This window comes from Acidobacteriota bacterium (genome assembly GCA_030949985.1).
Taxonomy (GTDB): domain Bacteria; phylum Acidobacteriota; class Polarisedimenticolia; order J045; family J045; genus JALTMS01.
In genome coordinates, this window is sequence record JAUZRX010000028.1 from 93,390 (window position 1) to 119,820 (window position 26,431).

Annotated in this window: 24 protein-coding genes; 12 read left to right on the top strand and 12 right to left on the bottom strand. The window is 69.3% G+C overall.

From position 1 onward, the window contains the following. Positions 1–259: 259 nt before the first annotated feature. Together Q9Q40_09085 and Q9Q40_09090 are read left to right on the top strand one after the other, a co-directional pair. The gene (locus tag Q9Q40_09085; protein ID MDQ7007375.1) at positions 260–1,996 is read left to right on the top strand and encodes a cobalamin-dependent protein; all 1,737 of its coding nucleotides are present in this window, start codon (positions 260–262) and stop codon (positions 1,994–1,996) included. 70 nt (positions 1,997–2,066) lie between these two features. Then, positions 2,067–3,458 carry an endonuclease/exonuclease/phosphatase family protein gene (locus Q9Q40_09090; protein MDQ7007376.1) on the top strand — a complete coding sequence of 464 codons (1,392 nt, stop codon included), beginning with the start codon at positions 2,067–2,069 and terminating at the stop codon, positions 3,456–3,458. Positions 3,459–3,480: 22 nt separating this feature from the next. On the opposite strand, the gene Q9Q40_09095 is transcribed toward Q9Q40_09090, so the two are convergent. After that, positions 3,481–5,058 (bottom strand): hypothetical protein, encoded by a 1,578-nt coding sequence (locus tag Q9Q40_09095; GenBank protein MDQ7007377.1) that lies wholly within the window; start codon positions 5,056–5,058, stop codon positions 3,481–3,483. Positions 5,059–5,198: 140 nt separating this feature from the next. On the opposite strand from Q9Q40_09095, the gene Q9Q40_09100 reads away from it, so the two are divergent. Next, the gene (locus Q9Q40_09100; protein ID MDQ7007378.1) at positions 5,199–6,737 is read left to right on the top strand and encodes a peptide MFS transporter; all 1,539 of its coding nucleotides are present in this window, start codon (positions 5,199–5,201) and stop codon (positions 6,735–6,737) included. 54 nt (positions 6,738–6,791) lie between these two features. On the opposite strand, the gene Q9Q40_09105 is transcribed toward Q9Q40_09100, so the two are convergent. Together Q9Q40_09105 and Q9Q40_09110 are read right to left on the bottom strand one after the other, a co-directional pair. Next, positions 6,792–8,369, bottom strand: coding sequence for a peptide MFS transporter (locus tag Q9Q40_09105; protein ID MDQ7007379.1), 1,578 nt, complete (start codon positions 8,367–8,369; stop codon positions 6,792–6,794). 78 nt (positions 8,370–8,447) lie between these two features. Further along, positions 8,448–9,953, bottom strand: a complete 1,506-nt coding sequence (locus tag Q9Q40_09110) for a GNAT family N-acetyltransferase (protein MDQ7007380.1) — start codon at positions 9,951–9,953, stop codon at positions 8,448–8,450. Between the two features lie 148 nt (positions 9,954–10,101). Here Q9Q40_09110 and dinB point away from each other — a divergent pair, with 148 nt between their 5' ends. Genes dinB through Q9Q40_09135 form a run of 5 tightly spaced genes read left to right on the top strand, consistent with a single transcriptional unit; the run spans position 10,102 to position 14,695 of the window. Then, entirely contained in the window at positions 10,102–11,310 is a 1,209-nt protein-coding gene (gene dinB, locus Q9Q40_09115; protein MDQ7007381.1) for a DNA polymerase IV, read from the top strand. 10 nt (positions 11,311–11,320) lie between these two features. After that, positions 11,321–11,884 (top strand): class IV adenylate cyclase, encoded by a 564-nt coding sequence (locus Q9Q40_09120; protein MDQ7007382.1) that lies wholly within the window; start codon positions 11,321–11,323, stop codon positions 11,882–11,884. Next, complete coding sequence (locus Q9Q40_09125; GenBank protein MDQ7007383.1) at positions 11,881–12,897, top strand: NDP-sugar synthase; 1,017 nt, start codon at positions 11,881–11,883, stop codon at positions 12,895–12,897. The genes Q9Q40_09120 and Q9Q40_09125 overlap by 4 nt, the downstream gene beginning before the upstream one ends. Beyond that, positions 12,894–13,898: a phosphotransferase gene (locus Q9Q40_09130; protein ID MDQ7007384.1), complete on the top strand. Its 1,005-nt coding sequence runs from the start codon at positions 12,894–12,896 to the stop codon at positions 13,896–13,898. The genes Q9Q40_09125 and Q9Q40_09130 overlap by 4 nt, the downstream gene beginning before the upstream one ends. Next, a complete protein-coding gene (locus tag Q9Q40_09135; protein MDQ7007385.1) occupies positions 13,895–14,695 on the top strand; it encodes a BtpA/SgcQ family protein in 801 nt (266 codons plus the stop codon). Before Q9Q40_09130 ends, Q9Q40_09135 begins: the two co-directional genes overlap by 4 nt. A 55-nt stretch (positions 14,696–14,750) precedes the next feature. Here the strand turns inward: Q9Q40_09135 and Q9Q40_09140 are convergent, their stop codons facing one another. The 6 genes from Q9Q40_09140 to Q9Q40_09165 form a co-directional block, all read right to left on the bottom strand. Next, a complete protein-coding gene (locus Q9Q40_09140; GenBank protein ID MDQ7007386.1) occupies positions 14,751–15,764 on the bottom strand; it encodes an iron ABC transporter permease in 1,014 nt (337 codons plus the stop codon). Continuing rightward, entirely contained in the window at positions 15,761–16,621 is an 861-nt protein-coding gene (locus tag Q9Q40_09145) for an ABC transporter substrate-binding protein (protein ID MDQ7007387.1), read from the bottom strand. Before Q9Q40_09145 ends, Q9Q40_09140 begins: the two co-directional genes overlap by 4 nt. Further along, positions 16,596–17,156 carry a cob(I)yrinic acid a,c-diamide adenosyltransferase gene (locus Q9Q40_09150; GenBank protein MDQ7007388.1) on the bottom strand — a complete coding sequence of 187 codons (561 nt, stop codon included), beginning with the start codon at positions 17,154–17,156 and terminating at the stop codon, positions 16,596–16,598. Before Q9Q40_09150 ends, Q9Q40_09145 begins: the two co-directional genes overlap by 26 nt. Positions 17,157–17,483: 327 nt before the next feature. Next, complete coding sequence (locus tag Q9Q40_09155; protein ID MDQ7007389.1) at positions 17,484–18,503, bottom strand: hypothetical protein; 1,020 nt, start codon at positions 18,501–18,503, stop codon at positions 17,484–17,486. Positions 18,504–18,805: 302 nt separating this feature from the next. Next, positions 18,806–19,570 carry an RES family NAD+ phosphorylase gene (locus tag Q9Q40_09160; GenBank protein MDQ7007390.1) on the bottom strand — a complete coding sequence of 255 codons (765 nt, stop codon included), beginning with the start codon at positions 19,568–19,570 and terminating at the stop codon, positions 18,806–18,808. Then, a complete protein-coding gene (locus tag Q9Q40_09165; GenBank protein ID MDQ7007391.1) occupies positions 19,530–19,937 on the bottom strand; it encodes an MbcA/ParS/Xre antitoxin family protein in 408 nt (135 codons plus the stop codon). Before Q9Q40_09165 ends, Q9Q40_09160 begins: the two co-directional genes overlap by 41 nt. A 291-nt stretch (positions 19,938–20,228) precedes the next feature. Here Q9Q40_09165 and Q9Q40_09170 point away from each other — a divergent pair, with 291 nt between their 5' ends. From Q9Q40_09170 to Q9Q40_09185, 4 genes are all read left to right on the top strand, one after another. Beyond that, positions 20,229–20,807 carry an RNA polymerase sigma factor gene (locus tag Q9Q40_09170; protein MDQ7007392.1) on the top strand — a complete coding sequence of 193 codons (579 nt, stop codon included), beginning with the start codon at positions 20,229–20,231 and terminating at the stop codon, positions 20,805–20,807. Beyond that, a complete protein-coding gene (locus Q9Q40_09175) occupies positions 20,804–21,244 on the top strand; it encodes a hypothetical protein (GenBank protein ID MDQ7007393.1) in 441 nt (146 codons plus the stop codon). The genes Q9Q40_09170 and Q9Q40_09175 overlap by 4 nt, the downstream gene beginning before the upstream one ends. Positions 21,245–21,249: 5 nt before the next feature. Continuing rightward, positions 21,250–21,729 (top strand): periplasmic heavy metal sensor, encoded by a 480-nt coding sequence (locus Q9Q40_09180; GenBank protein MDQ7007394.1) that lies wholly within the window; start codon positions 21,250–21,252, stop codon positions 21,727–21,729. Positions 21,730–21,795: 66 nt separating this feature from the next. Then, positions 21,796–22,788 carry an NAD(P)H-dependent glycerol-3-phosphate dehydrogenase gene (locus Q9Q40_09185; GenBank protein ID MDQ7007395.1) on the top strand — a complete coding sequence of 331 codons (993 nt, stop codon included), beginning with the start codon at positions 21,796–21,798 and terminating at the stop codon, positions 22,786–22,788. Between the two features lie 15 nt (positions 22,789–22,803). Here the strand turns inward: Q9Q40_09185 and Q9Q40_09190 are convergent, their stop codons facing one another. From Q9Q40_09190 to Q9Q40_09200, 3 genes are read right to left on the bottom strand one after another with little or no spacing between them, the layout of a single operon-like run. Beyond that, positions 22,804–23,457, bottom strand: coding sequence for a hypothetical protein (locus Q9Q40_09190; GenBank protein ID MDQ7007396.1), 654 nt, complete (start codon positions 23,455–23,457; stop codon positions 22,804–22,806). Next, positions 23,454–25,616 (bottom strand): tetratricopeptide repeat protein, encoded by a 2,163-nt coding sequence (locus Q9Q40_09195; protein MDQ7007397.1) that lies wholly within the window; start codon positions 25,614–25,616, stop codon positions 23,454–23,456. Before Q9Q40_09195 ends, Q9Q40_09190 begins: the two co-directional genes overlap by 4 nt. Positions 25,617–25,673: 57 nt before the next feature. After that, positions 25,674–26,327 (bottom strand): hypothetical protein, encoded by a 654-nt coding sequence (locus tag Q9Q40_09200; GenBank protein ID MDQ7007398.1) that lies wholly within the window; start codon positions 26,325–26,327, stop codon positions 25,674–25,676. Positions 26,328–26,431: the final 104 nt, after the last annotated feature.

Sequence of the window (26,431 nt, forward strand, 5' to 3'; positions counted from 1 at the left end):
GCGATTCTTCAAAAAGAAACCGTCTTGAAGGCGCCAATAAGCCCGCAGCATCCCACGCGGTGTTCCGCCGGAATTATTGACTGCCGCGCCAAATGGTCAACGCGCTGCGGGAGTTCCTCGGCCTGCGAGCCCTTGACTTGGAGTCCAGTGCCACCAGAATTGCCTGCGAGACTCGAACCGATTGTGAAATGCATGCAGCAGCAGTCACTGTCAGCCTCGCCTTCCCATGCAACCCTCAGGAGCAGAAAGGCCTTCCCCCATGACGGCAATCACGACGACTGTCACTACGGGCCAAGCGGCGCCCGCCCGACACCCCCGCGGCTCGCGAGCCAGCGTCCTGCTGACCAGCGTTTTCGGCCCCTACGCCCAGGACGACGAATACGGCAGTCGCACCATCAACCCGATGGAGCTCTACCACAACCAGGTCACCCGGGTGCAGGGAGCCTTCTCCTTGCGCATGTTCCATCGTTCATGGGGCCTGATGCTGATCCAGGCCAACATCGAGGCGCCCTGCACGCTTCTCGACTTCCCCACGCTGGACCGCTTCATCGAAGAAATCAAGACCCACGACTACGACATCGTCGGCATCGGCGCGATCATCCCCAACGTGGCCAAGGTGCAGAAGATGTGCGAGCTGGTGCGCATCCACCTGCCCCAGGCGACCATCGTCGTCGGCGGCCATGTCGCCAACATTCCCGACATCGCCGAGCGCATCGACGCCGATCACATCGTTCGCGGCGAAGGGGTGGCATGGATGCGCCGCTTCCTCGGCGAAGACGACCGCAAGCCCCTCCGGCACCCGCGCATCGTCTCCGGAATGGGCACCCGGGTGATGGGCGTCCGGCTCAGGGAAAAACCGGGGGACGTGGCCGCCACCGTGATTCCCTCCGTGGGCTGCCCCCTCGGGTGCAACTTCTGCGCCACCTCGGCGATGTTCGGCGGCAAGGGCAAGTTCGTCCACTTCTACGAATCCGGCGATGAACTCTTCGAAATCATGCACGCCCTCGAGCAATCGATGAAAGTCCGCTCCTTCTTCATGATGGACGAGAATTTTCTTTTCCATCGCAAGCGTGCTCTGCGCCTGCTCGAATTGATGATCAAGCACGACAAGCCCTGGGCGCTCTACGTGTTCAGCTCAGCCAACGTGCTGCGGAAGTACACCCTCGAGCAACTGGTCCAGCTCGGGATCTCCTGGATCTGGATGGGACTCGAGGGAAAGGCCGCCAACTATTCCAAGCTCAACGGCATCGACACGCGCGATGTCGTCCGCCAGTTGCAAGCACACGGCATCCGGGTCCTCGGCTCGACGATCATCGGTCTCGAGGAGCATCGGCCCGAAACGATGCACGAAGTGATCAGCCACGCGGTCAGCCACGACACGGAGTTCCACCAGTTCATGCTGTACACCCCCGTACTCGGTACACCGCTGCACGCGGAATTCGAGGCCAAGGACCGCCTGCTGGACTCCAAAGAGTTCCCCGAGTGCGATACCCACGGACAGTACCGCTTCTCGTTCCGGCATCCCCACTTCCGCAACGGCGAGGAAGGCGACTTCCTGCTGAAAGCGTTCCGGACCGACCTGGAAGTCAATGGACCGAGCATCGTGCGCGTCGCCCGCACCCTGCTGCAGGGCTGGCAGCGACACAAGAACCATCCCGACCTGCGGGTCCGGCGCCGATTCCTCTGGGAAATCCGGGACCTGGCCACCACCTACGCCGGAGCCCTGTGGGCCGCGCGTCGCCGCTTCCGCTCGAACCCCACGGTCTCGGAGAAGATTTCACGGGTGCTGCGTGATCTGTACCGGGAATTCGGGATCAAGTCCCGCCTTGCGGCCCCCCTCCTGGGCCGCTACCTGCAATTCACCATCGGACGGGAAGAGCGCCGACTCGAACGCGGCTGGACCTACGAGCCGGCCACCTTCCGCGAAACCGAAGCGCTGTTCGTCTCTCCTGCAGGCAAGTCCGACCGGCAGATGATGGCGCCCGCCCACCCCTGACCCGGGAGGAGCACAAACCGTCTTTCCCCGGCATCCGACTCGCGGTATCTTCCCTCCGGGTGGAGGCAAGATGGCGTTGTTTCGTTCCGGGACTGCCACGCCGGCGGAGCGGCGGGGACTCCGTCGGCTGATCGCGTTCCTCGCCGTATCAGCGCTGATGGGAAGCGCGCCGGCCGATTCCCTGAGGGTCGGCTCGTACAACACCCAGAGCCTCGGTACGCCGGGAGACCCGGACTGGAGTGCCCTGGTCCAGGTTCTGCGACGTGTCGACGCGGACGCGGCGGCCCTCCAGGAGGTCATCGGGACCACGGATCGCGACCATATCGACGAACTCGCACAGGAAGCCGGGTACGCCTACTGGGCCATCTCCCAGGTCTCCGGCACGCTTTCCGGCAACGAGCGAACCGCGGTGCTCAGCCACGCTCCGGTGCTGCGCTCGGAGTCCTACAGCGCGGCGGAGTTGTCCGGGGACCCGGATGCCAACGACATCACGCGCGATATTTTCGCCGTGTGGCTCGAGGCCTCGCCGGGATCGGCACCCTGGATCGTGGTCACCGTACACCTCAAGGCGGGCACTTCCGATACCAGCAAGTTCCGCCGCCAGATCGAGATTCAGCGCATCGTCCAGGCCCTCGACCGGATTCGCCTCGACGACCCCGGCTCCCCCATCCTCCTGACCGGAGATTTCAACCAGGATCCGCGCCAGGGCCCCTTCGGTGCGCCGGTCTTCGACGCACCGCCGGCCGACCTCCCGACGACCTATCGCCTGGGTTCCGACATCACCTTCCCCGTGATCTACGATCCCTACCGCACCCTCGAGGACGCCGGCATGATCATGCTCGAGGCCTTCCACGAGGACGACCCCGGCGATCCGGTGACCCACCCCGCCACCTTTCGCATCCTCGACCTGTTGTGGGTCGAGCAACATGGAGCGGCCTCCGGCACCGAGATCTACGACTCCTGCGACGACAACGGCGTCGACGATCCGCCCCCGGGCTACTGGTTGCCCAAGGCCGGCGTTCCCCTCAACTGCGGCGTGAGCACCACCGCCTCCGATCACCTCGACCTCTTCGGCGACATCGAACGCTTGCCCGTGGACCAGGACGGCGACGGCATCGACGACAGCGTGGACTGCGCGGTCCTCGATCCCCTGGCGGGAACGCCCCTCGAGGTCGAGTCGTTGAGGGCCGAGACTGTCGGCGCCTCGACCACCCGATTCACCTGGACCCCGGCCTCGACGGCCGATCGCTACGACGTCGCTCGAGGTGCGCTCGGCACCGCCGACGATTTCCTCTGCCGCACGAACACCGACGACGACCCGACAGATACCGAGTTTCTCGAGCCCGCCGTTCCCGCCGCGGGAAGCGGCTGGCACTACCTGGTGCGAGCTCTCGACGACGCCTGCGGTGGAGCCGGTCCCTGGGGCGCCGACGCGGCGGCGGCGGCGTGCCCTTCGCCCTGACGACAGACCGAACCGGCGCCTTTCAGCGCAGGGCGTAGACGATGAAGTTGGCGATGCGCCGCTGCTCTTCGTAGTGCCGCCCGAGGAAATTCCGAAATTCCGGAAAGCGCACCATCTGCGTCCGGGAATCTTCGGGCTCGAAGCCGTTGCGATCGCGGGTACCGACGAGAACGAAGGCCGGAGGGTCCCTCCGGAGGTTCTCGATGAATTGCCGGCGACGCGTGGCGAGACTGCCCCAGGCCTGCGAAAGGGGGGAGTCGGTCAGCAGCAAGTGGTGGAAAGGGAAACGCGTGGCGGGGCGGCGATCGGCCAGGACATAGATACCGGGAGAAAGCCCCCAGACGAGCACCCTCTTCCCCAGCGGACAGTTTTTGCGCAGGTATTGCGCCACCTGCCGCTCGACGAGAGGAGAAAAAGGGCCGACCTGGAAAGAGGCCAGGTAACGCTCCTGAGTGATACGGCCGGAAAGCCGTCCCAGGTCGCGCCCGTAGACCCTGAACCAGGTGTTGCCTTCCACCAGGCCCGCCGCCGCCAGGGCCAGCATGGCGGCGACACGCAGCGGCCGGCGCCCTCCGGCGGCGGCCGTGGCCAGGGCGGCGACGCCTCGGGCAGCCAACAGGGCCAGGGGGGGAATGACGAGCAGGCAGTGATAACCCGCGATCTGCTTCTGGGCGATGACGGCGAAAGCCGCCAGCAGCAGCCAGGCCACCAACCAGTAGATCCGCCGCTCGCGGCGCAGGAAGGCGAAAGCCGCCCCGATGCCCGCGGCCAGAACCGCTGTCGGGACCGACAGCCCGATCCGGCGGATGAAATCCAGCCCGACACCCGCGAGGGAGGCACCGCCTCCGACCATCTCCGCATAGTGCCGGTTGTAGATGAAGACCGCGTCGACGAAATCACCAAAGGCGCCGTGCAGCGCAAACCATCCGGCCGCCAGGAGCCATGGCGCCAGGGTGCCCAGGGCGGCCAGCCCCGTCCTGCGCAGCACCACTTTCCACTCGAGTCCGGGCCACAAGGCCACAGGCCAGGCCGCCGCGACGATCAGCGCCGGTACCTTGTAGAGCCCCGCCACGCCCAACAGCACCCCCGACAGGAAGGCGCTGCGATCCCTTTCCCGCCCCCCGAGGAGAAACCACGCGGCCCCCAGCAGGGGAAGAGCCAGAAACTCCTCCGACTGGGAGCGACTGGTATAGCCTTCGAGGCCCGCGGACCACAATCCGGTGAAAACGAACACGGCTGCCGCCAGCCCCCCGGCCCGGCCCCACAAGCGGCGACCGAGGAGGAAAGCGCTCCCCGCGGTCAGCGCAAGCCAGGCGCCCTCGAACAGCCACATACCTCCCACCCCTCCCCCGGTGAGCACGAAAGCCAGTGGGTAGGTGTAGAGAATCAGCGGGGGCTTGCTGTCCCAAATGTCGCGATAGGGGAGTGCGCCCCGGGGAACCCACTTGCCGAAGCAGCCGAACAGGCCCTGGTCCATGCCGAAGGGCTCGACCGAACGAACGACCTGCATCGCCAGGAAGAAGATGATGAAGCCCAGGAGAGCGAGCCAGAACAGGCCGGAACCGCCCCGTTCGCGCCGCTTCTTCGCTTTTCTCGCCACGGACCTCCTCCCGCGGACATCTCCCGAATCCCGCGCGGAGAGCATAGCAGTCCACCGCGGGGAGGAAATGATGCTTGACCGCGGCCCGGGCTGCCCGTATGTCCTGCGCGCGTTTCACCGAACCTTCCCAGGGAGGGACCATGCCCCCGAGCGCCGGCGCCACCGTCGAAAAGCGTGAGTTTTTGGGCCACCCCGTCGGCCTGTATGTCCTGTTCTTCACCGAAATGTGGGAACGCTTCTCCTACTACGGCATGCGAGCGATCCTGATTCTCTACATGGTGCAGTACCTGGCCTGGTCCGACAGCCGGGCGGGAGGCATCTACGGCGACTACACGGGGCTGGTCTACATCACTCCCCTGCTGGGAGGTTTTCTGGCCGACCGCTACCTGGGTATGCGCCGGGCGATCCTGATCGGCGCCCTGATCATGGCGGCGGGCCAGGGCATGCTTGCGTTCCACGCCTGGCCTTCGGCGGCCGGCGGCAGCGGCGCGGGGGTCGCGCCACTCTACCTCGGACTGTTGCTGCTGATCGCGGGCAACGGATTTTTCAAGCCCAACATCTCGACCCTCGTCGGCCAACTCTACGAGCCGGGTGACGCCCGCCGGGACGCGGCGTTCACGATCTTCTACATGGGCATCAACATCGGCGCCTTCCTCGCCCCGCTGGTCTGCGGCACCCTGGCCCAGAGCGAGAACTTCGGCTGGCATTGGGGCTTCGGCGCGGCCTGCCTGGGCATGTTCCTGGGCTTCCTGATCTTCGCCTGGGGCCAGCGATTCCTGGGCGACCGCGGCCACGCTCCGGCACCCATCCAGCAACGGGAAGCCACATCCACGTCATCCGAAAGCCTGCCCCCCATGGGCATGGCCGAAAAAATGCGGCTGGCATGGATCGGCGTCGTGGGAGCCGCGGTCACCCTGGGCTTCGCCTACTGGTCCTGGAACGGCAGCCACAGCGCCGTCGACGCGGTGCGCGCGATGATCTGGCCGGGCACCGTCTTCGTCGTGATCGGCATGTACGTCTTCATGCTCGGCCGCTGCACCAGGGACGAGATCGGCCGCGTCAGCGTGATCTTCGCCCTCGGCACTTTCGTGATGATCTTCTGGGCCGCCTACGAGCAGGCCGGGTCCTCGTTGACGCTCTTCGCCGAACGCGCCACGCGCCTCGAGATCTTCGGTTTCTCCTTCGTGTCGAGCAACTTCCAGGCCCTTCCCGCGCTGCTGGTGATTCTCTTCGCCCCCGTGTTTTCGGCACTCTGGACGGCGCTGGCGCTCAAGGGAAAAGACCCGTCCACACCGGTCAAGATGGCCCTCGGATTGCTGTTCAACGCCGCGGGCTTTCTGGTCATGGTACAGGCCGCGCTGCTCGCCGCCGATGGACAGCGGGTCAGCCCCCTGTGGTTGTCGGCCTGCTACCTGCTGCAGGTGATGGGCGAGCTGTGCCTGAGCCCCATCGGCCTTTCGATGGTCACGCGCCTGGCTCCGGCCCGCTACGGGGCGATGCTGATGGGCGTCTGGTTCCTGGCCAACGCCTTCGCCGGCAAGCTCGCCGGGCTTGCCGGATCCCTGTACGAGAGCCTGGAGACCCCCACGCTCTTCGGAGGCACCGCCGGCATTCTCATCGGATTCGGGCTGCTCCTGCTGCTTTGCGCCCCCTGGCTCAAGCGCAAGATGGCCTCGTAGGGTCGGACACGGCCCCTTGGCCCGCTCCATGGCCGGGCGCCGGGCGCCACGTCCTTACGAGAGGTTGCGCTCGGCCATCACGCGGCGAATCCAGGGAACCAGCAGCGCCATCAGGATCGCAGCGCCGAGAGCGGCCGCGCAGTTGATCAGGAAAATGCTGCTGAGGGAATCGACCTTCTCCCACAACGAGCCGATCACGCCGGAGAGCTTGTTCCCGATGGCCGTCGCCAGGAACCAGCCCCCCATCATCAGGCCCGTCACCCGCCGGGGCGCCAGCTTGGAGACCAGCGCCAGGCCCATGGGGCTCAGGCAGAGTTCACCCACGGTGATCACGCCGTAGGTGCCCACCAGCCACCAGGGCGAGGCCTTCACCTCCCCCCCTCTCGACATTTCCACCGCCGCCACCATGATCAGCGTGGAGGCTGCCGTGATCATCAGCCCCCACGCGATCTTGGCCGGCGTGGAGGGCTCCTTGTTCCGTTTCCGAAGAAAGGCGAAGAAGGCCACCACCAGGGGGGTCAGCGTAACGACGAAAAAGGGGTTGATCGACTGATAGAGTTCGGTCGAAACCAGAGTCACCCGCTCACCGGGAGCCGGCCGTTGCCCGGGCGGCACGTTCTCCCAGTAGGATGCCGGCGCCTGCTCGTCCATGTACACCGCCTCGAGCAGAGGCGCTGTGGCGCCCGCGACCCGGTCGGTATTGTCCCGCGCCCAGAGGGTCAGGGTGTTGCCGTTCTGATGGAAGATCATCCAGAAGATCACCACCACCCCGAAGATCGCGAGCAGGGCCGCGATGGGACCCTTTTCCTCCGCGGGCGCCTTGAGCCAGACACCGATGTAGTAGCCCACGATGGGAACGACCGCGAAGAGGAAGGCCACGTTCGTCGGCGTGAAAAAGCCCCCGAGGTCGAGGGAACGGGCGACGAGGAAGCCGATCACTCCCGCCCCGATGGCGGGCAGGAAGATCCGCAGACAGAGCTGGAGCAGAATCCCCTCCGAGACCTCCGCACCATCGCCCCGGTCCTGGGTACCCTCCAACTGGCGCTGACCGAGAACGAACCAGATCACCGCCAGGAACATGCCGATACCCGCGGCGGAAAAGGCCCACTCCCAGCCGAAGCGGTTGCGGAGGATCGCCGCCACGAAGTTGCAGACGAAGGCTCCGATGTTGATGCCCATGTAGAAGATGTTGTAGCCCGCGTCCCGCAGTGGACTGCCCTCGGGATAGAGTCGTCCCACGATGGAGGAGATGTTGGGCTTGAAAAAACCGTTGCCCAACACCACCAGCGCCAGGGAAGCGTAGAAGCCCACCGCCCCGGGGGCCCAGCCCACACCCAGATAGCCGAAGGCCATCAACAAGCCACCGAAAATCACACTCTTGCGATAGCCCAGGAAGCGGTCGGCGATGATTCCGCCGGCGAAGGGTGTCAGGTAGACCAGCGCGATGAACCAGCCGTAGATCTCGTTGGCCCATTCGGTGTCGAAGGCCCGGCCGCCTCGCTCGGAGTCGGTCATGTAGAGCACGAAGATGCCCAGCATCAGGTAGTAGCCGAAACGCTCCCACATTTCGGTGAAAAACAGCACCTTCAGACCCGGGGGATGCCTTTCGGCGACTTGCTGGTGATCGGCCATCACGCCTCCTCGCTGCCGCCCCAAGAACATGCGACAGGGGCAAGAGACTACCCGGGAGTACGGCCGACGGGCAACGGGTTAGCCGGGCGGGGGCCAGGGCAGCGCGGCGCGCCGCAAGAGCGTGGCCGGCGGCGACCCGGCGGCGTTGCCGGTGGCGAGTTGCACCTGCAGCGCGGCCGCGAACTTGGCGGCCAGGGCGTCGAGCACCTGCTGTTCGTCCACCTCCGCCGCGGGCAGGAGCACGATCTCCGCCACCTGTGGCTGCTGGCCGGCCACGGCCCTCACGAAGGCGCGGGGAGGATCGCCCACCTGCCACCAGGCGTCCACCTCACCCCAACTTCCGCGCATCTTTTTGGGGCTGGTGTGGCCCCCGGCCACCGCCAGGTAGAGTTCGAGAGCCCCGTCCGGCTGGACCGGGGTCACCTCGAGCCGGCCCGCCGAGGGCCGGCCGACCCGTTCCCGACGCGGCGCGGGAGCGACGGTCTTCTCACCGCCTCCCCGCATCTGACGCAGAGCGCGACCCGCCGCCCGCCGCAGACCTTCCCCCAGGGGCCCCACCGCCGCCACCAGCCGGCTGCGAGCCGCCTCGAGGGTGAGCAGGACCGGACGTTCCACCGCGAGCTGATCTTTCTGGGCTCCTCGCCCCGGCAGGTAGTCCACCAGCAGCGGGGGGGAAGAAGCCCCGAGAATCCGCTCGTGGGCCTGCCACATCACGATGGTGCCCGCGCTGAGCGCCGCCAGGCGGTGGTCATAAACCGTGGAATAGGCAATGGCCACCTTGCCGATCTTCTGCCAGAGGATGGCCGCCGCATCGACACCGGCCACCTTGAGCAGGTAGAGCCGCGACCAGCCCCGCGCGTCGGTGCGCTCGAGCAGGGCCTGGCGGTGACGCCGCATGGCCGCGTTCAACTCGCCCTTCCAGCCCCGCCCGTGGAGCGCGACGTAGCGGGCGAAACCATCGGACGCCCCCCGCTCGGGCGCCTCCCAGGCCTCCACCTCGACCGGTCCCAGCCGGGCGGCCTTGTTGGAGAAGTTCTTCACGGTGCGATGGAATTTTTTCGCCCCGGCGCGAAAGGCGTCCCAGCCCTCCCCGGCGGGGGCCAGGCTCTCCGCGCTGCCCTCCCTCAGCCGCACGGCATAGCCGCGACTCTCGAGAGCCCGGGCCAGGCCGGCCGTCGCCGGATCCCGTGAAGGCATGGCAAAAAGGCTGAGCTCCCGGTAACCCGCCTCGGCGACGGCCTCCGCCAGGGCCTCGAGGTCTTGCGGATCGGGCTCGGCACCGGTGACCACCGGCCGGTAGCGGGGGCGAAAGCCGTGACCGGCGGCCCGCGCCTGCCGGCCGGAGACGACCAGGGGCAGGGCCGCCGCCAGCTCACCGTCCCGCAGCACCGCGGGAATCCGCAGGGCCTGCCTCTGTTCGGGGGACGCGACCCGCAGCCAGGCGGAGAGCCAGGCGTGGGAGTCGTAGAGATCGGCCTGCCGCCCGCGCCCTTCGGGCAGCCGGTCCCAGGTGTCAGCCAGGGCATCGAGCCGGGGATCGGCGTCGAAGATGGTGGTTTCGATGGCCAAGGTCGACTCCGTCACTCCTCCCCCCACTCTCACGTCGCCCCCCCCGCGCGCGATCCACCGAATCTAGCCCGGTCCACCGGCTTCCGCCCGCCACACCCCTCCCCTCGCCCGGGCGGCCCGCGAGAACACGAGGTGCGACAATGGTGAATCTTTCGAGCCAACCATGAATCGTCAAGCCCGCATCGTTCTCCACCTGGACATGGACGCCTTCTTCGCGGCGGTGGAGCAGCGCGAGGACCCCTCCCTGGCGGGTCGGCCGGTGATCATCGGCCACCGGGGTCGCCGGGGGGTGGTGGCAACCTGCTCCTACGAGGCCCGGCGCTTCGGCGTCCGCTCCGCCATGCCCTCGGTGATCGCTGAACGGCTCTGCCCCCAGGGGGTGTGGCTCCACGGCCGCCACGATTTCTACCGCCAGGTCTCCCGGGAGATCTTCACCCTGGTCGCGCGGCGCATCCCCGTGCTGGAGCGGGTCTCGGTGGACGAGGCCTACGGCGAGATGACCGGACTGGTGGACTCCTTCGCTCGAGCCGAAAGCCTCGCCCGGGAGCTGCAGGAGGAGATCCACACCACCCAGCGGCTGGGAGCCAGCATCGGCATCGGCGCCTGCCGTTTCGTGGCCAAGATCGCCTCGGACCTGGAAAAACCCCGGGGCCTGGTGGTGATCCCGCCCCGGGCCTTCGCCCGCCGCCTCGGCCCGCTGCCCGTCCAGCGCATCGGGGGCGTCGGCCCTCGACTGACGGAACGGCTCGCCCGACTGGGCATCCGCACCATCAGCGAACTGGGGCGGGCCGACCCCCGTCTGCTGCGACGCGAGCTGGGGCTGCGCACGGCCCTCTTTCTCGAGCAGCGCGCTCGCGGCGAGGACGACACCCCCATCGGCGAGGTCCACGAACGCAAGCAGATCAGCGAGGAACGCACCTACACCGAGGACCTCTACGGAGACGAGGCCATCGGCCGGGAGCTCCTGGCCCGGGCGGAGGGTGTGGCCCGCCAGCTCCGCAACCGCGAGGTGCTGGCCCGCACGGTGGTGCTCAAGGTCCGCGACGGGGCCTACCACACCATCACCCGCTCGATGACCCTCGACGAGGCGACGGATCTGGGCCCCGAGATCTTCGCCGCGGCCTGGAAGCTGTGGAAAAGGCGCTCCGGCTTCGCCGGGCGGGGCCTGCGCCTGCTGGGCGTGGGCGCTTCGGGCCTGCTCCACCGCTCCCAGGTTCAACCCCGCCTCTTCCCCGATCTCCGGAGGGAGCAGATCCGGCGGGCCGCCCGGGCCTCCGACATCATCAACCGGAAGTTCGGCCGGAACACGATTCTCCCCGGCCGGCTGCTGAAGGCGTCCCCCCGCCCGGCCCGGGGCGAGGGCAAGGAGTAGAATCTCCACCATGCGTGAAATCGAGATCAAGATCGAGGTGGATTGCGCCGACCGGGCCCGGGAGAAGCTCGGCCGAGCCGGCGCCACGGCCCTGGTGCCCCGCTCCTTCGAAGACAACCGTGTCTACGACGACGAGCACCTCTCCTTCGCCCGCGGCCGGCGGCTGCTCCGCCTGCGCAGTACCCAGGGACGCCACCTGTTGACCTTCAAGCATCCTCCCGAACACAGCGAAGAAGGCGCGCGCTACAAGGTGCGGGTCGAGCACCAGTGCGAGGTCTCCGATGCCGAGGAGATGGAGAAGATCCTCCTCGCCCTGGGCTACCACCAGACCTGGCGCTATCAGAAGTACCGCCAGAGCTACGAACTCGACGGCGTCCACGTGGAGATCGACGAGTTGCCCTTCGCCACCTTCATCGAGCTGGAAGGACCGCCGGAGGGCATCGACAGCGCCGCCCGCAAGCTGGGCTACGGTCCCGCCGATTACAGCACCGCCACCTACCGGGAACTCTTCTGCCGCCAGGTGGGCTCCGACGAGCCGGGGGACATGCTCTTCGACGGGGTGGACGCCCGATGAGTTCCGCGCTGGCCGCGATGGTGCTCGCGGCCGGTCGGGGCGAGCGCATGCGCCCGCTGACCCGGGAGCGGGCCAAGCCATCCCTGCCGGTGCTCGGCCGGGGACTGGCGGCGCGGGTGATCGAACAGCTGGCACAACAGGGGGTCACCGACTTCGCCGTCAACGCCTGCCACGGCCTGGCGAGCCTCGAGAACCTGCTCGTCGATCATCCGGTGGAAATCTTCCGGGAGAAACGCGTGATGGGCACGGGAGGCGCCCTCGACGCGCCCCGCGAGCGCCTGGCCCGGGGGCCCTTCTTCGTCCTGCACAACGCCGACACCCTGGCCCGGGTTCCTCTCCAGCGCCTGGTGGAGGCCGCCGAGGCGCACCCCCGCAACATCGGGGCCCTGCTCGTCTCCGCCGGGCCGATCGAAGGCTATCGACCGATCGCCGTCGAAGAGGGGCGGGTGCGAGCCTTCAGCGCGGCAGCCGCCGATCCGAATGCCGCGACCTACCTGGGCGTGGCGGTCTTCCGCCGGGAGCTGCTCGCCACGGTGCCGAAGAACGAGCCCTGCGAGCTTTTCCCCGACGTGGTGGCGCCATGGCTCGCCCGGGGCCGGCGCCTGGCCGCGGTGCCCCTCGACGGTCCCTGGCTCGAGTTCACCTCCGCCGAGAGCTACCTGGCCAAGGTCTGCGAACTGGTCGCCGGCCGAACCCCCCTGCCCCACGGCAGCGCCCACGGCCGCCGCGAACCGGGACCGGTCTTTTGCGCCCCCGGCGCCCGCGTCGCCCCTGGTACGTCCCTTTCCGTCGTGGCCCTCGAACAGGAGGCGACGGTGGAGAGCGATGTTCGCCTCGAGCGCTGCCTCCTGCTCGAAGGCGCCCGCTGCGAGCCGGGGGTCCGCCTGGAGAACGTCGTCCTCGACGCGGGGGTCTGCGTGCCGGCGGGCCGCCACTTCGCCGACGGTGTCGTGACCACCGGTGAGGGCGGCGGGGCGGAGTGCGTCCCCTTCGCCGCGGTGGGGGGACGGTGAGCGGCGGGAACCGGCAACACCTGATCCGCCGGCTCAGGGAGCGGTTCGGCCCGCTGCTGTCGGTCGTGCCGCTGGCGGCGGACGCCTCCACGCGGCTCTTCTTCCGGGTCGGCCGGCTCGGCGGTCACAGCGCGGTGATCATGGTGGACCCGGCGGGCGGCGTGCCGGCCCTGGCCCGCCTGCGCGCGGCTCACCGCGCGCTGTCGGAGGCCGGCCTGCGCCTGCCCGCGATCCTCGACGAAGACGAGGCCTTGTCCGCGGTGGTTTTCGAAGACCTCGGTGACCAGTTGCTGGCCACCGTCGCTTTCGAGCGGCGCGCGACACTCTACGCCCGGGCCGGACGGATGGCCGGCCTCCTCGATCGGGCGGCCACCCGGCCGATCCACGGAGAACACCCGCTGGCCTTCCCCCGACTGGACGCCGAGCGGCTGCGCTCCGAACTGGCGTTTTTCGTCGTACACGAAGTGGCGGGCCGGCGTGATCTGCGCGACCCGACGCTGCTGCGGGAGATCTCGCGGGGACTCGACCGCTTCATCACCACCCTGGACCTGGCGAACCCCAGGCTTTGCCACCGGGACTACCACTCCCGCAACCTGCTCTGCAACGGAGACGACTGCACCGCCGTGGACTTCCAGGACGCCCTCCTCGGCCCCCGCTTCTACGATCTGGCCTCGCTGATCTACGATCCCTACGTGGAACTCGACCCGGACCAGCGGCAGGCCGCCGTACGGGGCTGGAACCAGGGCTGCCGGGACGAGGCCACCGACCTCGAGGATCCTCGCCTGATGCGGGTGGGCGTCCAGCGCCTGCTCAAGGCGGCGGGCACCTTCGCCTACCAGGCCACCCGCCTGGCCAGGCCTCGATTCCTTGACTTTCTGCCGCCGGCCCTGGGGCGTGCGCGGGACCTGCTCGCGAAGCTGAACGACGCCGAGAGCCGGGAGCTGGCGCGCGTGCTCGGCCGGGCCTGCCCTGAATTCCTCTCCACCGGAGGCACCTCGTGAACCGCGCAAACCGCTTCTTCCGGCGCCGGCCCGACGCCGCCCCCCGGCTCGTCGGCATGCTGCATCTGCCCGCCCTGCCGGGTGCCCCCGGTCACGCCGGTGGCCTGGAACTGGTGCGTCAACGCATGTTGGCCGACGCCCGGGCCCTGGCCGAGGGCGGGGCCGACGCCCTGCTGCTGGAAAACTTCGGTGACACCCCGTTCCATCCCGGGCCGGTGCCGCCGCCGACCGTGGCCCACATGACGGCTCTGGCCGTGCGTCTGGCGGAGGCCACCGACCTGCCCTTCGGCATCAACGTGCTGCGCAACGACGCCCTGGCGGCCCTGGCCATCGCCCATGCCACGGGAGCGAGCTTCATCCGCGTCAACGTGCTCTGCGGTGTGCGGGTCTCCGACCAGGGCCTGCTCGAGGGCCGGGCCCACGAACTGCTGCGGGAGCGTCAGCGCCTGGGCGCGGAGTCCATCGCCATCGTCGCCGACCTGGACGTCAAGCACAGCGCGCCCCTCGCGCCGCGGGACCTGCTGGACGAAGCCCGGGAGATCCTCTACCGGGCGGGTGCCGACGCCCTGGTCCTTTCCGGACGCGCCACCGGCGCCGCCACCGATGCCGCGGACTTCCGCCGCCTGCGCGAGGCCTTGCCCGAAGCCTGCCTGGTGATCGGCAGCGGCGTGACCCCCTCCAACGCAGCGGAGTACGACGACGCGGACGCGTTGATCGTCGGCAGCGCTCTCAAGAGCGCCCCGGGAGATCCCATCGACGCCGGCCGCGTCCGCCGCCTGGTCCAGGCGCTGCGCTGACAGGGGCCGGGGGCGAGGAGACCGGGTCTCGGCCCGCCGCGGTGTCGGGCCGCCTTCAGGCCCGGCGCAGGCGGTGCAGCAGGACGAGGAAGAAGACCACGCCGACCAGCGACGTGACGATGCCCACCGGTACTTCCGTGGTACGGGAGAGCAGGCGGGAGCACAGGTCACAGGCCACCAGGAAGGCAGCCCCCGCCACGGCGACCAGCGGCAGCAGTCTCCGCGCCGCCGCCCCCACCACCGAGCGCACCAGGTGGGGCACCATCAGGCCCACGAAACCCACCGGGCCCACCACGCTGACCGCCCCGCCGGCGGCGAGGGCGGCCAGCCCCATCACCAGCAGCCGAGAACGCGCCAGGTCGATGCCGATGCCCTGGGCGTGCTCCTCCCCGAGAGCCAGGCCGTCGATGGTGCGGGCGAAGAGCACCAGCCCCGCGATCCCGGCCAGCACGGGCCCGACGGCCATCCGTACGTGGGCCCAGGTGCGATTCTCCGCGGAGCCCAGCAGCCAGGCGAAAACCTCGTGCACCCGGTAGTCGCCGAAGCTCACCAGCAGGAAGGAGACCGCCGCCCCCAGCAGGGAGGCCATGGCCACCCCGGTGAGCAGCAGGGCGAAGGTCCCCGGCGGCCCCGCCGCGTGGGCCACCAGGTAGACCACCAGCACCGCCACCAGGGCGCCGAGAAAAGCGGCCAGGGGCACGCTGGCCGACCACAGGGCGTAGGCCCCGGTGGCGTAGGCCAGCACGGCGCCCAGGCTCGCTCCTCCCGACAGGCCCAGCAGCCCCGGATCGGCCAGGGGGTTGTCGAGCACCGCCTGCAGGGCGGCGCCGGCGGCGGCGAAGGCCGCGCCGGCGAGGGCCAGCAGCACCACGCGCGGTAGACGGATGTCGAAGACCAGGGCGCTCAAGATGCGCCCCTCGGGCCCCGTCTCCGGTCGCCCCAACAGCGTGGCCAGCGCCCTGAGGGGGCCGAAACCCGGCGCCCCCCCCAGGGCGATGCCGGCGAGCATCACCCCGGCCAACAACAGGAGCAGGAGGAGGCCCGTCAGCCAGGCGCCCCGGGCGCTCATTCCCCGTTCCGCTCCAGGGCGGCCAGTCGCGCTTGCAGGGCCAACACGCCCTCGGTGAGGAAAGGAGTGACCGTGGTCAGCAACCGGGGCGGCAAGATCACGATTCGGCCCTCGCGCACCGCCCGGGTGGCGGCCAGGTGGGGATAGGCCGCCAGCAGGTTCCCGGGATCTTCCCCCGTGTCGAAGCCCAGCAGAAGCACCTCCGGATCGAGAGCCACCAGGGCTTCCATCGGCAGCCGGGTGTGACCCACGATGCCGGCTTCGGCGGCGACGTTGACCCCTCCGGCCCGGCGGATCAGCGCGTCGACGGTGGTCTCCGCTCCGGCGACGATGCCGTGGGAGAACGAGAGGATGCCCGGTCGCCAGGCACGGCGGGAGGCCGCCTCGTCCGCCCGGGCCAGGTCGGCGTCCAGCCCCGCGACGACCTCCAGGGCCCGCGACGCCACTCCCAGGCGCCGGCCCAGTTCGAGGACCTGGCGGCGGATCCCGTCGAAGTCCTTCACATCCGCCAGCGCCTCCACCTCGACTCCCGAATCGGTCAGCAGGCGGCGGAAGTCGGGATCGTTCCAGGGGGCCACCAGGACCAGGTCCGGCCGGGCACCGAGCACGGGTTCGATGCGTCCGATCACCCGCGCCACGGTGCCTGGAAAGTGCCCCACCACGTGACTGAGCCGAGGGTCGTCGGCCAGAGTCGAAACACAGGCCACGCGGGAGGGCTCGACCAGCAGGGCCAGCAACTCGTCTCCGGCCAGGCTGGTCGAGCAAATCCGCGCGGGCCCCGCCAGCGCCGCGGACGCGCAGGCCAGGACGAAGAGCCCCAGCGCCGCCAGGCTAGACCGTCGTATCCCAGAGCACATCGGCGCCACCTGCGCGCCGGTTTTCCCAGCGGGCGAGAATGAAGAGCAGGTCCGAAAGACGGTTGATGAACTCGAGCGCGACGGCGGGGACCTCCTGGCGCGCCGCCAGGGCCACCATTTCCCGTTCGGCGCGGCGACAGACGGTGCGGGCCACGTGCAAGCCGGCCGCGGCCCTGCTTCCCCCGGGAAGAATGAAATTCTCGAGAGGCTCGAGGTCGGCGTTGAACCGGTCACAGGCCTGTTCGAGCCGCTTGACGTGGTCGGCCCGGATCAGCTCCGGCACTTCATCGGACTCCCGCGAGAGCAGGCAGAGGAGGCCTCCGAGATTGAACAGTTCGCTCTGGATCCGCAGCAGCTCGGCGGCGATCTCTTCGGCCGGCTCCTCGGCGAGGACCACACCGAGGATGGCTCCCAGCTCGTCCACGGCGCCGTAGGCCCGGACCTGCAGGTCGTCCTTGCCGACCTTCTCTCCCGTGCCCAGACGGGTGCTCCCGTCGTCTCCCTTGCGGGTGTAGATTTTCGTCAGGCGCGCCACGCATGCCTCCCCGGCGCCCTCCGAGACGCCGAAACGATGATAGACAGGCCCCAGCGTTGCACAAACCCTCGGTGTTTTCTACGCTGCTTTTTCGAGCCGGATCCGACAGCTTCCGGCCGATGGTCGAGACGTCGGGCGGGCACTCGAGATCAAAAGACGCTGGATGAAAACCCATCGTCCCCGTAGACGCGACCGTCGCGAAATTCCCGGTATCCAGGCGGGAGGCGGACGACAAGCCAGGGCACCTTCAGACCGACGCCGCAACCCACGGCGCGACGGGGAGAGTCGGGGCGCCGAAGGCAGGCGGGACCGCCTCTGCCCGCTTTCCTAGGGACGCCGCCGCTTGAATCCTTCGGGAATGCTCACGGCGCTCTCCGCGACCTCGCCGCCCTGGCTGAGCACCTCGGTCCGGGAAGTCATCAACACACGCTTGCCGCCGGCATCAGCGGCTGCCGCCCGCTCGCCCTCGCTCCCACGAGAACGACGCAGTCGCTTGCCCAGGCCGCGCAGCATGCCTCCCAGCTTGGCTCCTGGACGCTCCCCGGTCTCCGCCTCGGCGGGAGGGTCGGCGCTCTCCGACCCGGCAACGGTCTCGATGGTCAATTCCGTCCGCAGCGGCGAGCCGCGGAAGGCTGCCTGCTTGTCGCGGAACGCTTGCATCGCCTGGTCCATCCCCGGCCAAGCGGTCATCGCCGAGACCATCGACTTGCGCATGCCCTCGAGATCGCCGAAACCGAGCTTCTCCGCCATCCGTCGCTGGAACTCGAGCCGCTCCGCGAAGGCCTGACTCTCCGGACCCATCCACGTGCCCGCGGAAAGCACCAGCCCCCCACCCTCCTCCAGGCTCTTGCCCTTCTGGCGCAGGGTGACCACGGTCTTCACCTCGCGGCACTCCTGGCCGGCGATGATTTCCGTGCGCCCGGTCTCGTCGATCTGCACCTCGACCTCGTACTCCAGCGCTTGGCCTTCGTCGTCGGGAGAAGGCTGCTCCTGTCCGGTTCCACCCGGATCCGGGCCGTCGAGGCGCTCCATCTTCCGGCGGAACTCCGCGAAGGTGGTGACGCTGTACCGCCGGCGACGATAGTCGATGTCGTAGATCTTTTCTTCCGCCAGGTCCACCAGGCGGCCGGTGTCACCGTGGCGCTCGAGCATGCGGTCGCCCCGCACGTGGTATTCGGTGATGGTCCCCTCCCGGGCGCGCTTGCCGCCCAGCAGGCCCGCCATCTTGCCCAGCGCCCCTCCCAGCGTGACCCGGGTCTTCTCGGTGATGGCGCTATCGGCACCTGCCGGCGCCGCCGACAGGCCCACCAGCAGCAAAAATACCAGGCATCCCGCGACTCTTCTCATGACGGCTCCCTGACCGGAATTCACCGTGGAAAACGGCCTCACGTACCTCCCCGGGTAACGCATCATACCTGCGGTGGTCGACCGGAAACACGCCGGGCTTCCGCCGCGCTTCCCCGGCCCCGGGGCGTGGGGCCAGCGCACCAACCCCGATTCCCGCCGGGGCGGGTGACATCGCCTCTCCACGCCCCTGGGCGAGCACTCCCGGCAGGTTGCGGCGGGAAACGAGCCCCACCAGCCGGTGCGGGTCGTCCCCCACGGGAACGCGGCGGATGCGCTCCCGCTCCGGCGGGCCGTACCGGCGCTCAGATTCCCGGCCGGGGCAGGGCACCGTCCACCACGAAGAGTTCCCGGGCGAAGACCAGGGTCTCCCTCCGGCCCAGGCTGCGGCGGGTGAATTCCACCCCCGCCGAGGTGGTCGTGCAGTGCCACGACGTGAAGCGACCGGGCCTGCGGGAACCGAAGGGGGCCGGCGAGAAGAGCCCCACGTTGACGCCCCCGCGGGGGTCCCGCGCCGAGGGCGCGAGAAAAAGCTCCACCCCGGCCTCACGCATGGCCTGCCCCAGGGCCCGGGTCGCGACCCACGAAGTGGGCGAGGCGATCTCGGCGCGGCAGACGGCAAAGGCGGGACCGGCCAGATCCACCCCCCGGGAACTCTCCACCCGTATACGAAAGGTGCTCAACTCCATCTCGAGCCGGTCGATCTTCGCGGCGCTGCCCTCGAGAAAGAGCAGCCGGTAGTACGCCACCTCCGCCAGGGCCGTGTGCCGGCGGCGCGAGCCGTACCAGATACCCGGCTGCCCTCGACTGCCGAAGCGCGAGCCGTGACGCAGGGGCGGATAGCGGAAGGGGGTGGCCAGCAGGTAGTGGAGCCCGGCCCGGTCCATGCCCCGGGGCCACGGCGGCTTGGCCGAGTCGATCAGCGCCTCGAGCCACTCCTGCTCCGCGGGGCTGTCGACGAGCTTGCGGGTGGCGATCACGTGCTGGGCCTCCACGGCCCGCAGTACGCTGCAGGCCAGGGGCCGGACCTCACGCTCGCCCGCGCATCGCGTCCAGATATTCGACGACATCGACCAACCCCGTCACGCTTTCGATCCGCTCGGCGGGAACCCCGCCCAGGTGATGGTTGTCGGCATGCAGCCAGGCGCGGGCGGCGGAAGCGTCGCCCCCGACGAGGGTGTCGAGGCTGCGAAAGAGGCGAAGGAAAAGCAGGGCGAGCTCCCCCTCCTTGCTGCCGGGGTCGATGCGCCGACCCCGTGCCAGGCGCGAGACGCTGGCCTCACTGATGCCGATCACCCGCGCCAGGCTCCGCCCGGGCAGGGCGAGTTCTTCGGCCGCACGCAGCAGAGCCCGGGTGAGAACCCCCGCCGCTTCCGGCGGCGACGCCCTGCGCCCGGCAAAACCTTCCCCCGGCGCACCGGCCGGATCAGCGTCCATGGCCGCTCCTTTCAATTGAAAATTTACCCATCTTTTCATTCATACGCAAGACAAAGCCCCGGCCCGGCGCCTGCGGCACGAACCGGAAAGATCCGCCCCGCCTGATAAGGCACGCCCACCCGGCATCCAAGCCGGCTCCTTCACCACCGTGGAAGCCCGGTGCATAATCCGGCCGGCCCGTCCGGGGAGGCGGCTCCGCCCACAGGCCGGATCGCCCCCCCGGCGGCACTGGTCTCGCCGCGCGGTCAACCTCCGCTCGCGCCGCCCGTCATCCCTTGCGGAGACCCCAGCGTGAACCCAGCGGCCCCCGTTCCCACCGGAGACAGCGACGCACCCCTGGTCCGGCGGGCGCGCGAGGGCGACCTGGAGGCCTTCGCCGCCCTGGTCGAACGCTACCAGCGGCCCTTGACAGCCAAGGCCCTCGGCTGCCTGCGGCAGGTGCAGGATGCCGACGACCTGGTCCAGGAAACCTTCCTCCGGGCCTGGCGGGGACTCGGCTCGTTCCGCGAGGACAGCCGTTTCGGCCCCTGGTTGTACCGGATCCTGCGCAACCTGGTCGTCGACCGCAGCCGCAAGGCCTGGCGGGAAATCGAGGGGGCCGAGGAAATCGCCCGGCGGGCCGCCGACGGCGCCCCCACTCCAGAGGAGGAAATGATGTCCCGGGATCTCGCAGCCCAGGTCCAGAAAGCCCTCGACGCGCTCCCCGAGGGGCGGCAGCGGGAGATCTTCCGACTGCGTTTCCAGCAGGGACTGCCCATCGCCGAAATCGCCGGCCGCCTGGGCATCCACCCGGGCACCGTCAAGGTCCATATCTTCCGCACCGCGCGGCGCCTTCGACGGCGGCTCGAGGGCCTGGAGACCCAGCGATGAACGGCGACCGCGACACCTCCTTCGCCGACCGCTTCTTCGACCGCCAGCGGCGGGAGATCCTCGACCGGATCCGTGACGAGCGGCGCCGGGGCCGGCGGCGCCCGGGCGCGGCGGTCCTCCTCGCCGCCGCTCTGGCGATGGCCGTGCTGGCTTTCGCCGTGATCGGCGCTCCCCCACCCGTGGCCTCCGGGCCGCTGGCCCTGCTCGAGAGCATCGAGGTGCCTGCCGCCGCAGTCGGTGGCGACGACCCCCTGGGGGCCTTCGGGGCCTGGGAGGCCTCCCCCGCTCTTGCCCGGGATCTCGACGGCGGCCCGGAGATCGCCGTGCCCGCCCTGGACTTCCTCGACGACGATCCGGGCCCTGACGATCCCCTCCGCTGGCTCGACCCCTTCGACCCCTCCACCTTGACCGCCTCGCCCCTTTCCGAGAGAGGATGAACGCCATGAAGATCCCCCGCCTCCGCCTGCTCACCTCGCTGGCCTGCGCCACCCTGATGGCGGCCACGCCGACCCCGGCCGCACCGGAAGCCGGCCAATGGTGGAACCATCCCCGAATCATCGAGCGCCTGGCCCTGAGCGATGCCCAGGTCGAGGCCCTCGACGAACTGATGTTCGCCAGCAGCGAGCGCACCATCGACCTCAAGGCGGCCCTCGAAAAGGCCCACCTGAAACTCGGCCGACTTCTCGAACAGGAGACCCTCGACACCGCTGCCATCGAAAAAGCCGTCGAACGGGTGGTGGAAATCCGTTGCGCCCTGTTCCGCGAGGAGTTGCTGACCCGCGCGGAAGTGGCCAAGGTGCTGGATCTCGAGCAGCGAAACAAGCTGCGGCGTCTGCACCAACGCCTGGAAGCCCAGCGCCGGGCAGACCGGCGGCGCGGCGAGCGACCACGCCGCGAGCCGCCCCCGCGCCCCCGGCGCTGACTCGGCCTTCCGGCACCCGGACCCGCCCGCGGTAGAATCGCTTCCCGTGGAGGAGTCGCGATGAGCGTGCAGGGTCCGGTAACCATCGTGGGCGACGGCGGCTGGGGTACCGCTGTCGCCACCGTCTTGTGCTCCAAGAACATCCCCGTGACGATCTGGGGCCACGACCCGGCCTACCTCGACGAAATGGCGGCCACCCGGGTCAACCGCCTTTTCCTGCCGGGGGTGCAACTCCCCGCCTCCCTGCGTTTCGAGGCCGACCTGGACCGCGCCCTCGAAGGCGCCGCCCTGCTGATCACCGCCGTGCCCACCAAGTTCCTGCGCGCGGTGGTCGAACGCTGCCGGGGCCGGGTCCCGCCGGAGATGGGCGTGGTCTCCCTGACCAAGGGCATCGAGCAGGAGACACTGCTACGCCCCTCGGAGATTCTCGCCGACTCCCTGGGCGCCAGGCGCATCGCCGTGCTCTCCGGACCGTCCCATGCCGAGGAAGTCGCCCACCGACGCCCCACGACCGTGGTGGTCTCATCCACCGACGAAGAGCTGGCCCGACAGGCCCAGGCGACCCTGATGACACCCTTCTTCCGCCTCTACACCTCTCCGGACGTGGTGGGCGTGGAACTGGGGGGGGCGATCAAGAACGTCATCGCCCTGGCGGCGGGCATCTGCACGGGCCTCGAGCTGGGGGACAACGCGATGGCCGCCCTGCTGACCCGCGGCCTGGCCGAGATGACCCGCCTGGGAGCCGCCCTCGGCGCCGACCCCCGGACCTTCTCCGGCCTGAGCGGCATGGGCGACCTGGTGGTCACCTGCACGTCGCCCTTCGGGCGCAACCGGGCGGTGGGCATTCAGATCGGCCAGGGTCGAACCCTGCAAGAGATCCTGGCGTCCATGGAACAGGTCGCCGAGGGCGTGACCACCGCCGTCAGCGCCCGCGCCCTGGCCCGCCGGGCCGGCGTCGAAATGCCCATCGTCGAGCAGGTCTGGCAGGTGCTCTACCAGGGCAGGGACCCCCGGGAGGGGGTCACCGCGCTGATGACCCGCCAACCCCGACCGGAATGAGTCGCCGACGCCGGCTCAACGGGCGTCCGGCGCCAGGGCGGCGATCTGGTCGAGTTCGAGTCCGGCCACGGCGCCGACCAGGTCCTGGATCGGCAGGTTGCTGGTGAAGGTCAGCCGCATCCTCGAGGTCAGGGCGATATGGAGCATCGCCGGCAGACCCGGACGCACGTGGCGGGCCAGGGCCGGAAAACCGCCGACCTCGAGTCCCTCGACGATCTGTACGCCTTCGCGGCGGGTACTGCCGATGGGGGGAATCTCCATCTCACCGCCCAAGGGCTGCTGAAAACCGCCCCGATCGAAGATCTCCACCTTCAGGGTGCGCGTACCGGCCTCGTTGGCGTAGGCCATCTGCATGCGGGTGATGCCCGCCGGTCCCAGCCACTGAACACCGCCGTTGACCGAGCGGCGCGCCAGGCCCCCCAGGGATTCCGGAAAGAGTCGGCGCAAGGCCGCCGGATCGGCGGGCACGACCTTGCCCGCCCGGGCCACCTCCTCGGTCACCTCGATCTCACCGATCGCCGACCGCATGCCCAGGTCGCCGCCGCCTTTCTTCTCGCCGGCGTTTTCAGAAGCCGCCGGCTCCTGACCGGGCTTGACCTGGGCCGTCACCGGCAGCAGGCCGAAGGCCAGGATCGCTGCCAGCGGGAGCAGCACGGTTCTCGTTCTCATTCCCATCTTTCGGCCTTTCCTTGAACGACTCCAAAACTCGCCTCGCGGCGAGCCCGATCCAGCCAGCGCCGGGCACCGGCATCGTCTCTGATTTTCAGACCGCGAGCGAGGGGCTCGATGGCCTCGGCGGGACGTCCCGCCAGCACCAGGCTGCGACCGAGATTGAACAGGGTGCTGACATGGTCGGGGGTGGCCACCAGGATCTCCTGGAACAACGACGCCGCCTGGGCGTGCCGCCCCGCCTCGTCGAGCCGGACCGCCTTGCGGTGCCGCCGCCGCAGCAAGTCGGGATCCTCCGCGACGGCACGCTCCGCGGCCTTCCGCGCTTCCTCTTCGTGTCCGGCGCGGGACAGCACCAACGCCCCGAGGAAATAGCCCTCGCCGGGAAGCACTCCCAGGTCCAGGGCCTCGCGCGCGTAGTCCACCGCCCGGTCGACGCGGCCTTGTGCCAGTTGCGCCTGGGCGAACCGCAGCAACGCGTTCCCCAGCAGGACGGGATTCTCCGGCTGGTCGGGATTCAGTTCCCGAGCCCGGCGGAAGGCCTGAATCGCGCGCTGCAGGTGGCCGGTCTTCAGCTCGGCTTCCCCGAGCCAGCGCCAGAGAGGTTCCACGTCTCCCGGGGAAAGGTCGATGGCCTTGCGACGGGCTGCCACCGCCTCGTCCCAACGACCCAGTTCTCCGAGGGCCCGGGCGTAGTTGGTCCACACCTGGGGTCGGCGATCTTCGATGGCCAGCGAGTGACGGAAATGCTCCACCGCCCGCTCCAGGTCCCGCTGCGGATTGCCCGGGTTGGCCAGCACCAGGCCCATTTCGAAGTTGGCGTTGGCGGAATCGGGGTAGCTCGCCAGGGAGGCCTCGATCAGGCGGGAAACCTTGGCCCACTGCTGGACCCGTCCCGTGGTGCGCACGGCGAAGACGGTCACCACGATCATCAGCAGAAACAACACGCCCTTGCGCGCTCGGGCGGTGATCACCCCCCTCTCGAGCCCGACGCCCGCGGCGAGCAGCACTCCGGCCAGGGGCAGGTAGAGGAAGCGCTCGGCGAAGAGCACACCGGAAAGGCTGACCGTGTTGAGCGTCACCCCCAGGGGAAAGAAAACCAGCGCCGCGGCCAGCGCCGGGGCCGGCGTTTTCTCGTGCCGCGCGGCCCGGAAGGCCAGCCACCCGGCCACCACCACCAGAGCCACGCCGGCCAGTGCTTTCGGATCGCCGAAACCCTCGGCCAGGGGCAGGGTGCCCTTACCGTAGAAGTAGTTCAGGCTCCAGGGCAGGAGCATCAATCGCAACGCCGGGATCAGCAGCCACGCGGCGGTGGACCAGCGCACCGCCAGCGACTTGTCGTAGAGGGGCATGTCTCCCGCCCCGATCATGGGAACCCCCCCCAGGGCTCCGGCCAGGGTGTAACGCAGTCCCAGGTAGGCCCCCAGGATCCCGAAAGCGACGATCCACGCCGTACGCATCTGGCCACGCAGCTCCGCGCTCGTCGAACCCCGGGACAGGCGCGCGAGATCGGCGACGAGAAGCATGAAGGGAGCCGCGACGGCGTATTCCTTGGACAGCAGCGCCGCCGCCAGGCACGCGGCGGCCGCCGTCTCCAGCCACCAGCGTCGGGGATGTCCCAGGGCCTTGTGGTGCAGGAGCAGAGCGCCGAGGATCCCCGCCGCCGCCATGATGTCCGCCCGGCCCACGAACGAGCAGACGGCTTCGGAGAGCACCGGATGGACCGCATAGACCACGGCCAGCGGAATCGCCCAGCGCCGCGCGCCTCCGATCAGACCGATCAGCAGGGCGACCAGCACGCTCACCCCGGCGTGCAACCCCATGTCGACCAGGTGAAAGGGCCTCGGACTGTTGCCGAAGACGCGTACGGTCAGAGCGTAGCTCAGGCTGACCAGGGGCCGATAGGAACGGGTGGCGTAAGGGGCGTCCATCGGGAGGCCCCAGAAGTCGGTGGTGAAGATCTCGGCCAGCGCGCCTTCCTGGACCACCTCGTTGGCGGGGACGACTTTTCGCGCGTCGGAATGAAACCCGTTGGGCGGCAGCAGCAGGTAGGGCACCACGGCCAGGAGCGCGACGAGCAGCAGGCCCCGGCCATCGAAGGCCAGTACGTTGCGGGATCTCGCCTCGGAGGGCGCCCGTCTTCGAGCAGTATCCGCCATGATCCAGGCAGATTAGCGCGGATCCTCCGCCGATGCCCAAGGCCCGGCGGACGGCGGTTACTCGAGAAAGGCGCGGCGCGGCGGGCCGTTCTCGCGGATGAATCGGGCCATTCCCGGGTCCCAGCGCAGGAATTCCGCCTCTCCTTCCGGGTCGATCACCACGTAGGAAGAGCCGGCCAGGCGCACCAGGGTCAGCCTCGAACCGAGTCCGGCGGAGACCCAGCGCCACGCCGTCTCGTAGAGTTTGCGGTCGAGAACCTGCTCCACACTGCCGGCCACTTCCTTGTAGCCCAGGATCCGGGTGAAGCGGTTGCCGCTGTTGCCCCCCGAGTCGAATTTCATGAAGACCTCGCTCTGACCATCACCGTCCACGTCGTGAAAGGCCAGGTCGGCCAACCGTTCCCCGCCATCGCCGATCTTGCCCAAAAGGTGCCCTTCGCGGTCGAAAACGAGGATGCCGCCGCCGGTCTCGACGTAGAACTCGTAGCCCGGATGGTGATGCAGGTCTTCCACACCGGAACGAGGTCCCAGGGCGGTGCGGACCCGCGACCCCTCGTCCCGGGGATCGAGAAACTCCTCGAGCCACTCCCGGGCGGCGGCCTCCATCGGGCTTTGGGGCGCCCTGGAGAGCAGATCCTGCTGCTGCCGGCACAACTCGCGCAGGGCCTCCAGGCGCTCGAGGGGGCCGTCGGCGAAAGCCACCCGGGACATCGCCACCAGGCTGGCAGACGCCCGGCCGGACGGCGCCACAGGTGACCCGACGACCGGGGGCGGCGCGGCCTCGACGGCCTGCGCTGCGCTGTCCGCGGGGCGTT

Excerpts from the sequence above, each read along its gene's own strand:
- Q9Q40_09085 (MDQ7007375.1), top strand. The coding sequence starts at position 260 with ATGACGGCAATCACGACGACTGTCACTACGGGCCAAGCGGCGCCCGCC.
- Q9Q40_09090 (MDQ7007376.1), top strand. The coding sequence starts at position 2,067 with ATGGCGTTGTTTCGTTCCGGGACTGCCACGCCGGCGGAGCGGCGGGGA.
- Q9Q40_09100 (MDQ7007378.1), top strand. The coding sequence starts at position 5,199 with ATGCCCCCGAGCGCCGGCGCCACCGTCGAAAAGCGTGAGTTTTTGGGC.
- Q9Q40_09105 (MDQ7007379.1), bottom strand. The coding sequence starts at position 8,369 with ATGGCCGATCACCAGCAAGTCGCCGAAAGGCATCCCCCGGGTCTGAAG.
- dinB (MDQ7007381.1), top strand. The coding sequence starts at position 10,102 with ATGAATCGTCAAGCCCGCATCGTTCTCCACCTGGACATGGACGCCTTC.
- Q9Q40_09120 (MDQ7007382.1), top strand. The coding sequence starts at position 11,321 with ATGCGTGAAATCGAGATCAAGATCGAGGTGGATTGCGCCGACCGGGCC.
- Q9Q40_09125 (MDQ7007383.1), top strand. The coding sequence starts at position 11,881 with ATGAGTTCCGCGCTGGCCGCGATGGTGCTCGCGGCCGGTCGGGGCGAG.
- Q9Q40_09140 (MDQ7007386.1), bottom strand. The coding sequence starts at position 15,764 with ATGAGCGCCCGGGGCGCCTGGCTGACGGGCCTCCTCCTGCTCCTGTTG.
- Q9Q40_09145 (MDQ7007387.1), bottom strand. The coding sequence starts at position 16,621 with ATGTGCTCTGGGATACGACGGTCTAGCCTGGCGGCGCTGGGGCTCTTC.
- Q9Q40_09155 (MDQ7007389.1), bottom strand. The coding sequence starts at position 18,503 with ATGAGAAGAGTCGCGGGATGCCTGGTATTTTTGCTGCTGGTGGGCCTG.
- Q9Q40_09160 (MDQ7007390.1), bottom strand. The coding sequence starts at position 19,570 with ATGTCGTCGAATATCTGGACGCGATGCGCGGGCGAGCGTGAGGTCCGG.
- Q9Q40_09165 (MDQ7007391.1), bottom strand. The coding sequence starts at position 19,937 with ATGGACGCTGATCCGGCCGGTGCGCCGGGGGAAGGTTTTGCCGGGCGC.
- Q9Q40_09175 (MDQ7007393.1), top strand. The coding sequence starts at position 20,804 with ATGAACGGCGACCGCGACACCTCCTTCGCCGACCGCTTCTTCGACCGC.
- Q9Q40_09180 (MDQ7007394.1), top strand. The coding sequence starts at position 21,250 with ATGAAGATCCCCCGCCTCCGCCTGCTCACCTCGCTGGCCTGCGCCACC.
- Q9Q40_09190 (MDQ7007396.1), bottom strand. The coding sequence starts at position 23,457 with ATGAGAACGAGAACCGTGCTGCTCCCGCTGGCAGCGATCCTGGCCTTC.
- Q9Q40_09195 (MDQ7007397.1), bottom strand. The coding sequence starts at position 25,616 with ATGGCGGATACTGCTCGAAGACGGGCGCCCTCCGAGGCGAGATCCCGC.
- Q9Q40_09200 (MDQ7007398.1), bottom strand. The coding sequence starts at position 26,327 with ATGTCCCGGGTGGCTTTCGCCGACGGCCCCCTCGAGCGCCTGGAGGCC.